The 15,420-nt window shown below is 44.8% G+C and carries 13 protein-coding genes; 1 reads left to right on the forward strand and 12 read right to left on the reverse strand.

Annotated elements, in window-relative coordinates; genetic code table 11:
• The first annotated feature begins 74 nt into the window (after nt 1-74).
• Nucleotides 75-260 carry a hypothetical protein gene (locus G614_RS0118995; protein WP_027643217.1) on the forward strand — a complete coding sequence of 62 codons (186 nt, stop codon included), beginning with the start codon at nt 75-77 and terminating at the stop codon, nt 258-260.
• Nucleotides 261-433: 173 nt separating this feature from the next.
• Here the strand turns inward: G614_RS0118995 and G614_RS0119000 are convergent, their stop codons facing one another.
• From G614_RS0119000 to G614_RS0119055, 12 genes are all read right to left on the reverse strand, one after another.
• Entirely contained in the window at nt 434-1,189 is a 756-nt protein-coding gene (locus G614_RS0119000) for a peptidoglycan DD-metalloendopeptidase family protein (protein ID WP_027643218.1), read from the reverse strand.
• Nucleotides 1,190-1,229: 40 nt separating this feature from the next.
• Nucleotides 1,230-2,183, reverse strand: coding sequence for a SpoIID/LytB domain-containing protein (locus tag G614_RS0119005; RefSeq protein ID WP_027643219.1), 954 nt, complete (start codon nt 2,181-2,183; stop codon nt 1,230-1,232).
• Between the two features lie 266 nt (nt 2,184-2,449).
• Nucleotides 2,450-3,490, reverse strand: a complete 1,041-nt coding sequence (locus G614_RS0119010) for a M42 family metallopeptidase (protein WP_027643220.1) — start codon at nt 3,488-3,490, stop codon at nt 2,450-2,452.
• Between the two features lie 184 nt (nt 3,491-3,674).
• On the reverse strand, nt 3,675-6,305 hold the full coding sequence (locus G614_RS0119015) for a KGGVGR-motif variant AAA ATPase (protein WP_027643221.1): 2,631 nt from the start codon (nt 6,303-6,305) through the stop codon (nt 3,675-3,677).
• On the reverse strand, nt 6,302-6,739 hold the full coding sequence (locus tag G614_RS0119020; RefSeq protein WP_002586161.1) for a hypothetical protein: 438 nt from the start codon (nt 6,737-6,739) through the stop codon (nt 6,302-6,304). The genes G614_RS0119015 and G614_RS0119020 overlap by 4 nt, the downstream gene beginning before the upstream one ends.
• A gap of 164 nt (nt 6,740-6,903) precedes the next feature.
• Nucleotides 6,904-8,397, reverse strand: a complete 1,494-nt coding sequence (locus tag G614_RS0119025; protein ID WP_027643222.1) for a carboxypeptidase M32 — start codon at nt 8,395-8,397, stop codon at nt 6,904-6,906.
• 331 nt (nt 8,398-8,728) lie between these two features.
• Nucleotides 8,729-9,637: an RraA family protein gene (locus G614_RS0119030; protein WP_027643223.1), complete on the reverse strand. Its 909-nt coding sequence runs from the start codon at nt 9,635-9,637 to the stop codon at nt 8,729-8,731.
• A gap of 16 nt (nt 9,638-9,653) precedes the next feature.
• Entirely contained in the window at nt 9,654-11,024 is a 1,371-nt protein-coding gene (locus G614_RS0119035; protein ID WP_027643224.1) for a mandelate racemase/muconate lactonizing enzyme family protein, read from the reverse strand.
• Nucleotides 11,025-11,053: 29 nt separating this feature from the next.
• Nucleotides 11,054-11,893, reverse strand: a complete 840-nt coding sequence (locus G614_RS0119040) for a carbohydrate ABC transporter permease (RefSeq protein ID WP_027643225.1) — start codon at nt 11,891-11,893, stop codon at nt 11,054-11,056.
• Between the two features lie 17 nt (nt 11,894-11,910).
• On the reverse strand, nt 11,911-12,825 hold the full coding sequence (locus tag G614_RS0119045; protein WP_027643226.1) for a carbohydrate ABC transporter permease: 915 nt from the start codon (nt 12,823-12,825) through the stop codon (nt 11,911-11,913).
• A gap of 29 nt (nt 12,826-12,854) precedes the next feature.
• The gene (locus tag G614_RS0119050; protein ID WP_027643227.1) at nt 12,855-14,210 is read right to left on the reverse strand and encodes an ABC transporter substrate-binding protein; all 1,356 of its coding nucleotides are present in this window, start codon (nt 14,208-14,210) and stop codon (nt 12,855-12,857) included.
• The gene (locus tag G614_RS0119055; RefSeq protein ID WP_027643228.1) at nt 14,207-15,268 is read right to left on the reverse strand and encodes a LacI family DNA-binding transcriptional regulator; all 1,062 of its coding nucleotides are present in this window, start codon (nt 15,266-15,268) and stop codon (nt 14,207-14,209) included. Before G614_RS0119055 ends, G614_RS0119050 begins: the two co-directional genes overlap by 4 nt.
• Nucleotides 15,269-15,420: the final 152 nt, after the last annotated feature.

A 15,420-nucleotide genomic window follows, 5' to 3' on the forward strand; every position in this document is an offset into this window, starting at 1 on the left:
CCGGTCCCGCTCTGCTTGACTTTCTCTCCCATCTGCTTCATACTACATTTATTACAGATGGGAGGCAGTTGCAAATGAATCAAAGATATGTGGATGAACTCAGACAAAAATACATCAAAAATCCTCCAGAAGGAATGACACCCAAACTGGTCAAGGACATGACCGATTCTGATTTATTGGATATGCATTACTTTTTAACTGAAGATGACGACCTCGACGATGATGGATGGGAAGAAGGGTTCTATATCGACCTGTTCTAAACCACCGTCTGTTTTCTATACCCTCCTTTGGCAGAATCATTAGTTTACATAACTTCGTTTCAGCAAGGACTTTCCTATAATATAAAAAAAGGAAAAGCAGAAAACATCCTTTTGCTTTCTGCTCTTCCCGAATTTCTTTCCAATATTTACGTTTTCGCGATAATTTTCCGGCCCTATTCCATATAATCTAACGGGTCCACCGTCTTATCCTGATGCTTCAGCTCAAAGAATACATTGACACCTTCCACGGAATAATACTTGGTAGGCTCTGACACATAGCCCAGGGTCTGTCCCTTTTTCAGGTACTCTCCCTCTGCCGCGCAGACCTCCTTTAACTGGCCGCAGGTAGCTGTGTACTCATTGCCCAGGTCCATGACAATGTAATTTCCGATTTCCTCATTGGAACCCACTTCCAGTATCCTGGCATTTGCCGGGGCCCTCACCGGAGTGCTAACATCAGACTGAATCACAAGGCCGGGATTACATTTATACTGGTCCAGTGTGGGGAAATAAATGGTCCGGTCCATGCTGTAGTCCAGAAGCACATTTCCCTTTACAGGCCACTCCATCTTACTGGTATCTGTAAAATTCAGCACCAGTGCATCGGCCGCATCCTTTCCTGCGCCGGCTTCCGCCGCCAGGTCATTTCCCTGGTTGGCGTTCTGGGCCACGGCTGCCTTGGTAGGAGCCGGCTCGCTCTTTTGTGTCTCTTTTGCCGCATCAGAGGCACCTGCCACCTGCGGCATTTCCGGTGCGGTCTCCTGGGCAATCATTTCGGGCTGGGGCACTTCAAGGTATGGATTGGTCTCATTACCTTTTCCTCTTTGTACGGTAATCACTCCTGCTGCGGCTACTATAGTCAGCAGGCCTAACACTAGCATGACAAGAAACAGCTTATCCTTGAACATCTGGTTTACTTTCTCTTTCACGTTTATCACCTCGGTACTATTCTTACCAAACCAAGGCTACTTATTCAGAAATGAAAGCAATATTTTTATAAAAATATCCAAGGATATCTTCGGCCTTCCATCCCTCCTTTGCTTTGTCATTGGCAGTGGCCTGACTCAGCCCGTAGCCGTGCCCAATGCCCTTCACTACTGCCCTGATTCCGTCCTCATAGGGCTCCAGCACAAAGCAGGAGGAAGCCAGGCCCAGGGCATACTGAACCTCCTCTCCTGTGTAGCCGGCGCTGCCAATCTGTACGGTATCCACATACCCGGCATCGTCCCTGGACACAATCTGTATGGTATCCGGCACCTGGGATGCCTCAATGGTCCTGGGGCCGGAGTCCCCGGCCGGAATGCTGTTGATATCCGACACAAACGACTCCCTGGAAAAGGAAAGCATCTGTATGTATCCCTCTGCCTCCACGTCCCCGGGACAGTCCACGGTCTGAAGATAGGGATGGGTAAAATCTCCCTGTCTGGTCATGCCGGCCGTAGCCCTGCAATACATGGGGTCAATACATTTTCCCTCGTAGGTCATGACAATGCCGGAGGTGGCCTTTACCGCGTCCTCCAGTTTTTTGTAATATTCCGGGAACCGGCTGGAACCCCACAGTTTTTTTAACTGGTCCGCCTCCAGATAATCCATATCCAGGGCGGATTCCGCTATCTCTTCCTCATCCCCGGCGCCCTCCATCTGCCTGCATATGTATGTCCTGGCAATGATGGCCTGGGCTTTCAGTGCTTCCGGCTCGTACTCCACCGGCACCTGCCTGGCAATGACTCCGGGCAGGTATTCCTCCATATCCATATAGTAGGAGCCGCCGGTCCGGTCCAAAAGGATCCGCCGCCTGCCGGATACCTCCTTCTGCTGCTCATATCGCAGCTCCTCTCCCCGGATCGTGCCTGTCCATGCAAGGGTTCCTACATAAGGCACCATGAGCCCGGTGAGGGCCGCCCATATGATGCGTTTATTCACAAAATACAATCCCCTCCTTCCTGTATGCTGACACGGGAACCTGTTATCTGTATTCGAAAACGATTCCTGTCACCGGAACCTGTCCCTGTATCAGGAAAATTTCATTTCACCGGGAAGCTTACCTGTATCAGGGCACTCCCCTGTAATTAATATATGAATAGAAGGACATACCTATGTGCCATGCCTTTTACAGCACAAAAAATATCGCCGCACCGTTCTCATGCCGGCAGGCGATATTTAGGTTATTATATAATATTTTCCCAGACTTACCCGATATATGCCTGAATCAGCCTGAACGTATTCTCTGCGCCGTCCCTATGGCTTCTCTCATATCCATGGGATGCGTAGACGCCTGGCCCAATCAGGGCATGGCGCACGTCATGGCCTGCTTTCAGTGTAGTCTCAACATCAGAACCGTAATGCGGATACACATCCACGGCATAGCTGATTCCATGCTCCCTAGCCAGCTCCACCAGGCGGCACACGATATCGTAGTTATAGGGGCCTCCGCTGTCCTTTGCACAGATGGATACCTCACGCTCCGTACACTGAAGGCCCTCTCCCACACAGCCCATGTCCACGGACCAGGCTTCGGTTACGCCCTCCGGAACAGAGGCAGAGCCTCCGTGCCCCACTTCCTCATAGATGGTAAAATGGGCATATACCCGGCGCTCAGGGGTCACGGACTCATCCTTAAGATATTTGGCATATCCCATCAAAATGGCTGCGGACAGCTTATCGTCCAGAAAACGGCTCTTGATATAACCGGATGAAGTAATCCTTGTCCTGGCTTCAAAGCACACATAATCGCCAGGCATGATGCCAAGTTTCACCGCGTCTTCCCTGCACTTAACATCCTCGTCCACCAGCACTTCCACCGTATCCCATGTGCGCTCGGTCTTCTCATAGCTGCCGTTTACATGTACGGAGGCATCCACCAGCTGGCAGGTTCCCTCATAGATTCCGTCCGCCTTGGTGACAATCCGCACATTCTCAGCCTCGGCATTAGCCGGCTTCATGCCTCCTATATTGGTCAGCTTCAGCCTGCCGTTTTCCTTAATCCGGACAACCATGCCTCCCAGGGTATCGCAGTGGGCCTCCAGCAGGATTCCGTCTTCCTTATTCCTGCCGCCAAAATCAGCGATGACTCCTCCCTTTACCGTGCGCCTGGCCGGCACCCCCAATGCCTCCAATTCCTTTAACAGGTACTCCGTCACTTCTCTGCCATAGCCGGAAGGACTGTCAATGGCCAACAGATTCTTCGCCTGCTCCATTATATAATCCACATACTTCCTACAGTCAGACATATCCGTTCTCCTTTGTTGTTGGTATTTCTTACTCAGAGTCATTCTACCAGAAAAAAGGCGGTATTACAAGCAGGGTGTTCAGACCACTATTATAACAAATATCAAAATATGGATTTATCAACATCACAAAGGGAAATCCTATATTATCAAATATCCTCATAATAAATTTATATCACTGGATATTCTATTTGCTTAATAACAGCGATAATACCTTAGGTCTCGCTCCCCTTTCATATTTAAACTTTAATGCATGTCTAATTATCTCTGGAAGGTAATATTTATCATTATCAATTTTCAAATATCCCTCCTGTTTCATTAGTTTTTCGTCCGTTGCTGTTAATTCAAAAGTATCACTATGAAATGGAAGTATTCTTTTTTCTTCCGGAAGACTTTCCAATTTAGTGAAAATTGGTTTAAGAGCAGCTATTTCCTGTATAACCTCATTTAATTTTTTATTAGAGCAATTGGGGACTGCTTTCTTTATTTCTGCTGGCATAATATACCTATCTTCATATATTGGCCGGCCTGCATCTTCGGTCGCATATTGTAAAAACCTGATGATATCACGAGCCTGTAATTGTCCATTAAAATCTGATAATGCTGCCAAAATCCATCTTGCTGAATATGCTTCATTTGATGTTATTTTCCCCAGCTTCACTCCCCATAGCTTAGTAAGATTCCTTTCAATCAATTCTTGAGACGCTACCTCAACAGCAACCTCTTCTTGGTAAAATCCCGGGACCGCTTGATTTACAAGCCAGACTACCAATCTCAGTGCTTCCGTCCTGGACCACTTTAGTTCTACCGAATTATAAAGCGTATTAAATTGTTCAAAATTAACCTCTATTGAATCTCTAGCCAAATCTTTTCTCAAAAATATAATTGCACCAATATTTTTATATTTCACTTTCCATTCATTTAACATATCCTGGCAGAGACCTAAAATAGCGTTTTTTTCTGTCTTAGATGATAATGTTTGAATAAAAATTTCTTCTAAACCATCAAATAAAAAAACCACCCTTTGAGCACGTTCTCCTAAAACGTTTTCTAAGGATTCTAAAGAATCAAATCCCCCTCCCAATGTCTCTAGCATTATCTGTTTCCAAAAATCTAACCACTCTAAGGAATCATGCTCATTTCTATTAAAAGTTTTAATTTTATTGCTATTATCCAGCCAAACAGAGTTACTAATATTTCCGTTAACTCCACATGCATTATACTTTTTAATAGCTGCTTGTAGTATATCCTTAAAACCACTGGCATTGGAAGAGGCTAAGACAGGAATGAAAAATGTCCTTGGTTCTTTTATCTCTTTATTGTTTTCCATCTTCACTATAAAAGTTTCCCAATATTTATTTCTCAGCATTTCTCTATATAAAAATGTCTTACCTGATCCTTTAGCTCCCATAATAACTGTATGAGGAATATTAACCCTAAATTTTTTTATTAAATTATTAATAGGAGCTGTCATTAGTATGTTAAATTCAACATTCCCTTCTGCATTTATTTGAGTATCTGCTAATCGATTAATCTTTCTTATAACTTCCTCTCTTCTATTAACAGATGTTGTTAAGTTCTTTTCTTTTTGGACAACATAATTATCCTTGACTAGTGAATAAATATTCTTATAAAATGCACATCCATCTAAATTTTTGATAATCTGTCTTAAGGAACCTAGATGCAACAACTCACTAGCAAATGGAAGTTCAGTTACAAGATTATCAATTAAGGATTCTTCCTTCTCGTCTACCTCGTCATATAAAGAGACCAATCCACTAACAATATCCAAAGTTTGTAATCCATCCGGAATCATTGTCATAAAAATTTCAGGAATTAGTGTACTCTCATTTATAGGCAGACCTTTATTTAACTCTTGTATCAATAATTCTGTTCCCTTAACCGACTGATACGATGTAGATGTTACCAAATATTTTTTCACCCTAGGATCGAATAATAACGGAGCTGAAAATTCGCTTACGCCAGCTCTTAAATCAACCAGTACAGCCGATACATTTAACCGTTTTCCTAACATTGACAAAATCTCTGCCAAAATAAACTTCTTATTATAACTGACAACTATACTCTCCGGACTGGCATACATATCCAATAACTGTTCGATATATCGATAAGTAGGTAAAACAAAATGTTCAACAACTTTAACATCTGTCTCAACCTGAAAAGTCATCTCGCTTACTTTATCTGCCACTAATCCAACTATCTCTTCGATTCTATCCATTCCCTGTGTTATTTCCAATAAATCCAAATAGCTAAAAGAACACTGCCCATCCTTGGCCGTAAGCCAGGTGATTCCCGGGGCTTCTATATCTGAATCCACAATCAAAAGTCTGCTGGTCTCTTTAACATCTGCAAGCACTGACCATGCTTTTACAAAAGCAAGAAGTGATAAAGTCCTACCTACTCCTCCCTTATATGAATGAAATGCTATAACTGGACACCCAGGAAGACTTTCTTGAATCATATCCTCATAATAGGCAGATTTCTTATATAATACATTTCTAAATAATGGCACTATCTGCTTGTCATGTTCTTTTTCTTCCCCAATCTCATACGTTACTGTTAAATATGCTTCTTTTCCCAATTCAAGATAAAGTTTCTGATCTTTATGAATATATTTATACTCAAAAATATCTGCCAAATTTTCTCCAACTCTATTTATATTATCTAAAGATTTTACATAAATGTAAATATCAGAAGAATAAATTTCTGCATCCAAAATATCTTTATCCCATCTATCCCGGTTTAGAAACAAATGTCGCTCTACATCTTTCCATGTATAAAATATCACTCTTCTCACATCCCTTCCTCAATCCAGTCTGCAATTTTTTTTAGCTCAATTTCATATTTATCTTCTTTTACTCTATCCTTATCCTTTACTCTTATGCAATATCTACATAATTGATGGTAATTTTCGGATGTTATGCTATCTTGATGTGCTGTAATCAATTGAGGAAATTTGAATGTTCCTAATTGTCCTAACTCTTTTAATATCTTTTCCAGATTATGACTTTTCAAAACATCTCTTCTCTTGTCTTTTTCGTTTCCTATTATCTTTTCTGGATTTTCCTCATGCCATTTATCCAACAGCAAATATTTCAATCCACACTCAACGCAATAAGAGAGTAGTAACCGTTTACTGTTTATGCTTGCATTTGTTTCCATGAGTTTATAGTAGGCTGAGTAATGTTTCTTATATCCTTGCCTGTAATCTCTTTTATCTGCCAGTATCACTTACTGTCCTCCTCCAGATAATTCTTAACATTGTCTTAAGTATACAATAAATGGTTTAAAAAAGAAAGGCAAAATCTCTAATGATAACAAAGAGACGTGTTCTTGCATAACTTAAACATAAAGTTATACAATAACACGTCTTTACACTTCTGGCAGTCCACCTTCTACAGTCCATATACAGTGGAATACTTTTCCTTCAGATACCTGACATAATATTCCGGATTAAAATCCTCCCCGGTCACATCCTTCAGTATCTGACGGCTGTCTTTTAACTTTCCATACTGATGGATGTGTTCCCTAAGATAATCCCGTATCACATCCACCCTGCCTTCCTTAAGCAGGCCGTCAAAATCCATGATTTCCTTCATATGATAATATAACTGGGCTCCAAAAGCGCTGCCCAGGGCATAGGACGGAAAATATCCAAAGGAGCCCTGGGACCAGTGGATGTCCTGGAGCACTCCCTCTGCCGGGTTCTCCGGGCGAACGCCCAGATACTCCTCATATTTATCAGCCCAGAGCTGCGGCAGTTTCTCCACATCCAAATCTTCCTCTATCAGCATCTTCTCAATCTCATAACGAATCAGCACATGGAGACTGTAGCTCAGTTCGTCGGCCTCCGTGCGGATTAAGCCCGGAGTAACTTTGTTGACCGCCTCCACGAACCGGTCCAGTTCCACCTTTCCCAACTGTTCCGGAAACATCTCCTGCACCCTGGCATATATGGGAACCCAGAAGGAACGGCTGCGCCCAATGATGTTCTCAAAAAACCGTGACTGGGATTCATGCATGCCCATGCTGGCCCCCTGACCCACAGGCGTCAAAGTCAGATCATCCCGTATGCCCAGCTCATAGATGGCATGACCGGCCTCATGGATGACAGAAAACATGGAACTGTCCACACAGTCCGTATAATGGGTGGTGATACGCACATCCTTGTTGTGAAGGTTGGTGGTAAAAGGATGGGCGCTGACCGCCATAACGCCCCGGTCAAAGTCAAATCCCACATATTCCGCCAAGAACCTCCCCAGCTCCTCCTGCTTTTCCTCCGGGTAATCGCCCTTTAAGAAAGAATCCTCAATCTTCTTTCCATCTTCCATCACCTTCTTAAGAAACGGCACCAGCTCTTTTTTCAGTAAGCCGAAAAACCGGTCCAGGTTCTCCATGGAAAAACCCTTCTCATAGTCATCCAGCATCACATCGTACAGCTTCTTTCCATCCTTTGCCCTGTAACCCGCAAACTTCTTCTGGAATCCGATGACCTTCTTTAGCGTGGGGGCAAACGCCTCAAAATCCTGGTCCTTTTTTGCCCCGGCCCAAACGCTGGTAGCCCTGGCCGTGAGACGGGCGAATTCCTGGTATTCATCCTGGGGAATGGGGCAGATATGCTCCCTCTCTTCCAGCAGCTCCCTTACATTGGCAGCCTCTGCCCCGGTCAGGCTTTTGTCAGCCTGGCATTCCTCCAGCAGTTTCTTCATCTCATCGCAGGTCACTGCCTGAAAATACTCCCCTGACAGGACCCCGATTACCTTGGAGGTAAGCTCTCCCGCTTCCCTGGGAGCCAGTGTCTCGTTGTCCCACTCGAACAGCGTCATGGCTGTCTTGATAGCCATGGCCTTATCCATGTATGTCTTTAACTCATCGTACGCTTTGCTCATTGTTTAGCTCCTCTCACATTTTATGTTCTCCGGATGACTCATTTTCATTCGCCCAATACAGGTGTAAAACACTCTAAACAAGTTTCTCCTGTATTTTCATTATTACTCATGACAGAAAAAATTATCTTTGGCGTGGCTTGAATCAATCTAAATTATAGTCCGGTTCCGGTTCGTATTCAATGGGTAAAAGGAGCACAGGACTGGATGTGACCTATGTGCGCCCGTTTTCCGTGGGGCTCAGTAAACAGAAGGCGCTGCAGAGCATCTGTGTATATCAGCTACTTTGCAGGGCCTTCCCGTCATATCAGATATCCATTACACCAGATACCTATTACACCAGATACCCCTTCATCAATTCATCCACCGCTTCCTGGTTTCCTCTGGCAGCATCTATTTCCAAGGACCAGTCCAGTCCCCTGTACTTCTCGCAGGACGAATCATGTTCAATAAAATTTATCATTTTGTCTACCATTTCCTCAGGCCAGACCGTGCTGTCTATTTCAGCCGCAGTATACATTCCCTGTTCCAGCATGGCAAAACCAAATATGTCCTTGGCATGTGATTTTTCAGCGCTGTTGACCAGCTCCTCCACAAGATATGCCGGGATGAACAGGATACCGCTGGTGGTGCCCATGACAATATCGCCGGGCATGCATACTGCCTTTCCAATCTTTGCAGGTCCGTTATAAGATGTCATCAGGCATTCCCTGATGGGGGTAGGGTCCGTTCCTCTGTAATACACCTGCGTGCCAATCTTTTGCATCTGCTCGATATCGCGCACGCCTCCCCATATGACAGCGCCCCCTGTCCTGGTCCTGACATTGATGGCTGTGGTCAGATTCCCGCCTACAAATGTGCCGTTCCAAACCTTGTCAAACATATCGGCAACCACAACATCCCCTTCCTGCAGATGGTCAACCACCCATTGGTTACACGTACCCTTATAATCTCTGGCATCCCCTTCCGTCCTGACAGCTTCCATCAAATCAGGCCTTGCAGGCATAAAGACTGCCGTTACAGCCCTCCCTATCAGTTTCAGTCCATCGTGCAGCTTCTTCATCTCCCCCTCAAACTGGAACTTGTAATCCTTAAGAAATAAAGGCAGCCATATCTCCTCAATTGTCATGGTCCGCAGTTTTTCCAGAAGATAGTCCGGTACCCTGGGCCTTCCGTCTTCAAAACGCTCTCCCTTCCAGCGGCTGGTCAATTCTATAATCTGATCCCTTGTATAATAAATCATATTTTCCCCTCTCCCATTACGACCAGGTGCGGTCATGTGAATAATCATTGTCCCAATCCGCTGTATCTGCCCACACATCCTGATAGTCAGGATGGAGATGCTCACGAATCACATCATCCTCCAGGTTTTCAATCCCAAGCCCTGGCGCATCAGGCACTGTTATATATCCATTGTCTACGATTGGTTTTGGCAATCCTGTTACCAGGTCAGACCACCATGGAACATCCACCGAATGGAACTCCAAAGCCAGGAAGTTCTCAGTGGCTGCGATACTGTGGACCGCTGCCATACAGGCGATAGGGCTTTCCGCCATATGTACTGCCATGGCGACTCCGTATTCCTGTGCCATATCCCCGATTTTCTTGTTCTCCAGTATGCCTCCGCTGGTCAGGATATCCGGATGGATGACTGATACGCCTCCGCGTTCCAGAAGCGGACGGAAATTCTCTTTCAGATATATGTCTTCACCTGTACAAATCGGCACTGTAGTGGAATTTTTAAGTCTAACGTACTGGTCTGTTAACTGCCAGGGTATCAGGTCCTCCATCCATGCGATATTGTACTTCTCAATCCTTCTGGCCAGCCTGATACAGGATTCTACGCCTATATGCCCGAAATGGTCAATGGCGAGAGGGATCTCATACCCAATTACACTTCTTACATCCTTTACATACTGCTCCAGAATATCATAACCATATTCCGTTACCTGGACACCCGTAAACGGATGGGGAATATTCTGCATGTCATACATCCGGTTCCTTAAGCTTCTCTTTTCCGGTGTCAGCTTGCGGCTGATAGCCTCATATGTCCTGGACGACTGTTTTAAATCCCCGACCATACCCAACGGTGCGCACAAAGTCCCCGGAATATCGTACAGAAGATCAATTCCCAAATCCATTTTCAGGAAGGTAAACCCCTTATCCATTCTCTTCTTAAGGGCTTCTCCCATCTCCTTGCCGGTATGTTTTCCCTCAATATCCGTATCACAGTACATTCTGATGCGGTCTCTGAACTTACCTCCCAGCATCTGATATACCGGTACTCCATATGCTTTCCCTGCCAGGTCCCAGAGGGCAAGCTCTATGCCGCATACGCCTCCGCCCTGTCTGGCAGGGCCTCCGAACTGTTTAATCCTGCGGAATAGTTTATCAATATTGCAGGGATTCTCACCTATGAGACGGCTTTTAAGAGCCAGCACATAATTCCGGGACCCGCCGTCCCTGACTTCTCCATAGCCCACCAGTCCCTGGTTTGTATAAACCTTTACCAGGGTACAATGCATGGGAGCCCCTACGATATCAGTTACCCTTATGTCTGTAATCTTTAAGTCACCTGGTCTGGAATTGGTATTCACATGATTCATAAGCATATCGTCTCTATCTTCCATTCCTGTTTCCTCTCTTTTATTCTCACGTTTTACTTAACACTTCCTTCATATTTGCCGGATATGAGCATGCTCTGCGCAACAATATAAAGCAACGTTACCGGCAGTGAACAGACCACCGAAGCGCTCATGATTCTTCCCCATATGGCGGAATCAGCATACTTAAAGCCTGATATGGCTACCGTGGCCGTTTTCTGCACATTGCTGGTTGTCATAATCATGGCATACAGATATTCATTCCACGCCATGGTAAATGCAAAGGTGGCCACCACCGCAATTCCGGGAAGGGCAATTGGCATAATGATATACCACAGCGTCTGCAGACGATTGCAGCCGTCTATAAGCGCCGCCTCCTCCAGCGCATATGGAATCGCCTTAAAATAGCTGATAAGCATATAACAGCAATAGGGTACTACAAATGTAGGGTATATGATCAAAAGCGCATATTTGTTATCATAGAACCCAAGACTGCTCACAAACACATACATGGGTACGAACAGCACCGCCGTAGGCATAAGGTATGAAATAATAATACTGTTCCTGAAAAATGATCTTCCCGGATACTTAAGCCGTGTCATTGCATACGAGCCAAGTATACCGATTGCCAGGCATATGATTGTAGTAATGGCTGCTATTGCAAAGCTGTTCCAGACATTGTGCATAAAAGAGGTGTTATAAATCAAATCAATATAATGATCAAAGGTTATTACATTAGAAAATAACGGCGGTCTGGCCACATACATTTCTTCGTTTACGGTAAGGGATGATTTTATCATCCAGTAAATGGGAAAGATTGTCCATAAAAGCGCAATCATTAAAATCCCGTACGTGGCTGTGGTCCGCATGAGCCGGCTGCGTTTCTTCATTACCATCCAGTCCATCTCCTTCCCTATTCATTTCTGTCCCCATTAATTACCTTCTGGGATACCAGAATCAGTATGAGCATAAGCGGTATCACCGACACTGCCACCGAGAGAGCCCTGCCAAAAGAATTCTGTATAAATGCCAGGTCATAGGTGTAAGTGGAGATTACGCTGGAGGAGTAAATCGGTCCACCTCCAGTGATTAAAAATACATTCTCAAAATCATTAAAGGTCCATATGGTGGACAAAAGTGTGGAAATGCCCAAAACGCTTGAGATTCCCGGAAGCGTTATATACCAGAAACGCTTAAACATACCTGCACCGTCTACATAGGCTGCTTCAAAAATCAGTCCGTCCAGCGTCTGCAGCGCTCCCAGGAGACTGAACATGAAGAAGGGGACGCCTCTCCACACATTCACAATCATGGTGCTTAACAGCGTGATATCAGGGTTACTCAGCCATGGGACAGGAAGGCTGATAAGCCCGGTTTTCAGCAGCAGGCTGTTGATAATGCCATAAGTGCTGTCATACATCCATCTCCAGGTAGTGGCAGCCACCATTCCGGGCAATGCCCAGGGAATAAGAAGCGCAGTCCTGAAAAATGCCTTTCCCCTGAACTTCTGGTTCAGGATAACTGCCAGCAGAAGCCCCAGCGCCAGTTTCCCCGTGATACATCCCACCGTATAGATAATCGTATTGTACAGGGACTTCCAGTAAATCTTATCCCCAAAAAGAGCCAGGTAGTTATCAAACCCAATAAACTGTTCCGGTACCCCTACCACTTTGTTCGTAAAGCTTAAGTACAATGCCCTTATGAACGGGATTCCGGTAATACCAAATATCACGGCAACAACCGGCACCATCAACAGAAGCCCGAGACGCTTATCTAACAGCTGCTGGGAATGCGAATACTTCCTTATTCTCTGATTCTTTACTGACATCTTATCCCCCTGTCATGCCAATTCCATTACTAGTTATAAATCTTATTGAATTCTGCCTCCAAATGGTCCAGGGCCTCCTGCGGGTCAGCCTTGTTAACAACAATTTCCTGTACGGCCTTAACGCAAAGCTGGTTTGTAAAGGATACCGTAGCCCTTTCATCTGACGGCGCCGGATAATAGGTCTTATATGTATTCTTAGAGTTGGCAAGCCATCCTGCATTGACCGGATCCTTCCAGAAATCCGTGTCATCCACTCCGTTCACCACCGGCTGCCACATGGCCCCCATGGCTTCAATCATGGCATTATAATTATCCAGGTCCTCAAAATAGTATTTAACAAAATCTTTTGCGACCTCTGTATTTTTACCTGTCTCAAATATTCCGAATACATTGGCGCCGCCCAGGGTGAACGCCTCTCCGGTAGGCCCTGCGGGATATGCAATAATCTGTGTGTTCGCGAGAAGATCCGGCTTTTCCTCCTTCATGCTGGATACCACGGAACCTGAATTTGTGATGACACCCACAGTACCGGCCAGGTAAGCGTTGTTATTCCAGCTGTCGTCTCCGGTAATCGCATCAGGCGGAATCAATCCCTCTTCATATAAGCTTGCAATAAATTTAAGTGCTTCCAGTGTTTCAGGAGAATTGACCGTGACCTTTCCGTTCTCGTCTGCCGGGATTCCTCCCCAGTCCAGTATAATGGTTCTGCAAAATCCCTCGGCATCTCCTCCGCCTGACGCACCCATGGCAAATCCAAGACCGTAGAAGCCGTTAGCCGGGTCATTCATCAGCTGGGCGCCTTCCTTCAGTTCTTCCCAGGTTGTGGGAATATCCATCCCCGTTTTCTCCCACTGGTCCATCCTTAGATACATGCCGGGCGCTGTAAATGCCAGAGGCACAAGATAAGGCTTACCGTTGAACGTTCCCAGTATTTTTGAATTCTCCGTAAAATCCACAGCCTCAAATATATCTGAGCACTCTGCTATCTGCTGCATGGAAACAAACTGCCCAACCAGCGTATCATCGCCCACAATCAGATCAGGGGCATTGCCTGCCTCAATGGCAGCCATCAGCTTTTGCTTCATATCAGCAGCAGGTATGACCACATAATCCACATCCACATGATTCCCGCTGGCAAATTCGTCTACCTTTGCCTTCATCATAGTGTTATAGCCCTCAACATACTCTGACTTATCCCAGAATACCATCTTCTTCTGTTCCGTGGCGCTTCCTCCTGATTCGGCTGATGCAGTTGTCTCAGCCTTAGCAGTGGTGGGCGCTGCTGTTGTAACCACATTTTCTGATGATTTCACGGAACATCCCGTAACCATGGATGCTGCTAATCCAAATACAAGAGATACTATTTTTATATATCTTTTCTTCATGACTTCCTGCCTCCTTGCTTTTTAGGCTTTGAAGTTGAGTTTTTCACACACACCTTCAAACCAACCAATTCCGACTCAAAAGGCTTTCCGCTGTCAATCAGCTTTACAAGCTTCCTCATGGCGATTCTCGTTACCTTCTCAGCCTTGGATTCCACACAGGTAAAATCCTGATACTCCTCATCTACATTGGAATTCTTATAATACTCAAGAATCATCACAGACAGGTCTTCCGGTATCCTGATTCCATATCCCCTTACCACATCCATGAATTGGCTCATAAAACAGCTGATAATGCCGACTGCCGTTGGACGGTTTGCAGGATTGAGCAGTTCATTGAACAGCAGTTTGATATCGGATGATGATTCATTCTGGTTGATTCTGATATAAGAATAGTCCAATTTCTCGTCTTTCATTTCAGACATAAATTCATTAAAAGCCATACTTCTCACAGTCTGCACCACGCTGTTGGACTTTCCCTCCGTGATAATGGCCACTTTTTTGTGCTCCAGGTTATAAAAATACTCCAGGACATCCTTCATCGCTTTGCCGTGGTCAGACGCCACATAATTATAATTATCCAGGCTGAGTATCTTACCCACGCACACATAAGGGATGCCTGCCCTCTCAAACTCCCTGAAGGCCAGACTGTCTTCTTCCAGGTCATACAACAGGATTCCGTCTACCAGAGACGATGACAGGCTCTTTAAATACTCTGTGTCTTTATTGATATCATCTGAGTCCATGGAATAAATCAGAGTATTATAATCAAATTTCTTTGCTTCCTCGCCAAGAGCCGAGAATATGACCGGGTAATACATGGTATCGTTTAAATGTGAAATGTTTCTGGGAATGGCTAAGCAAACTGTCTTGCTGTGATTTTTAGACGACAGCCTGCGGGCGCTCAAGCTTGGTGTATACCCCAATTCATCAATTGCATTTTTTATCTTCTTTTTAGTCTCGTCAGACATTCTCTCGAAATTTCCATTAAGATAATTTGAAACAGTGGACTTGGAAACCCCTGAAAGCTTTGCTACATCAGATATTGTTGCGTTCTTCATACCCTCACCTCATGAATTATGATATTAAACCAATATTACCACACTTCCTGCTCAAAAAACATGGTCTTTTTCGCAAAATGAGTGTAGGTAGAGCGGTTTAGTAGAACGGTTTATCAAATGTTTAAAAAAATAAAAACTGCTTTGGTGGAGCG

It is taken from the genome of [Clostridium] clostridioforme AGR2157, assembly GCF_000424325.1.
Classification (GTDB): domain Bacteria; phylum Bacillota; class Clostridia; order Lachnospirales; family Lachnospiraceae; genus Enterocloster; species Enterocloster clostridioformis_A.

Bases quoted from the DNA above. Each gene is read 5' to 3' on its own strand.
- G614_RS0119055 (WP_027643228.1), bottom strand. From the start codon at position 15,268: ATGAAGAACGCAACAATATCTGATGTAGCAAAGCTTTCAGGGGTTTCC.
- G614_RS0119040 (WP_027643225.1), bottom strand. From the start codon at position 11,893: ATGGTAATGAAGAAACGCAGCCGGCTCATGCGGACCACAGCCACGTAC.
- G614_RS0119050 (WP_027643227.1), bottom strand. From the start codon at position 14,210: ATGAAGAAAAGATATATAAAAATAGTATCTCTTGTATTTGGATTAGCA.
- G614_RS0119025 (WP_027643222.1), bottom strand. From the start codon at position 8,397: ATGAGCAAAGCGTACGATGAGTTAAAGACATACATGGATAAGGCCATG.
- G614_RS0119035 (WP_027643224.1), bottom strand. From the start codon at position 11,024: ATGGAAGATAGAGACGATATGCTTATGAATCATGTGAATACCAATTCC.
- G614_RS0119030 (WP_027643223.1), bottom strand. From the start codon at position 9,637: ATGATTTATTATACAAGGGATCAGATTATAGAATTGACCAGCCGCTGG.
- G614_RS0119010 (WP_027643220.1), bottom strand. From the start codon at position 3,490: ATGTCTGACTGTAGGAAGTATGTGGATTATATAATGGAGCAGGCGAAG.
- G614_RS0118995 (WP_027643217.1), top strand. From the start codon at position 75: ATGAATCAAAGATATGTGGATGAACTCAGACAAAAATACATCAAAAAT.
- G614_RS0119045 (WP_027643226.1), bottom strand. From the start codon at position 12,825: ATGTCAGTAAAGAATCAGAGAATAAGGAAGTATTCGCATTCCCAGCAG.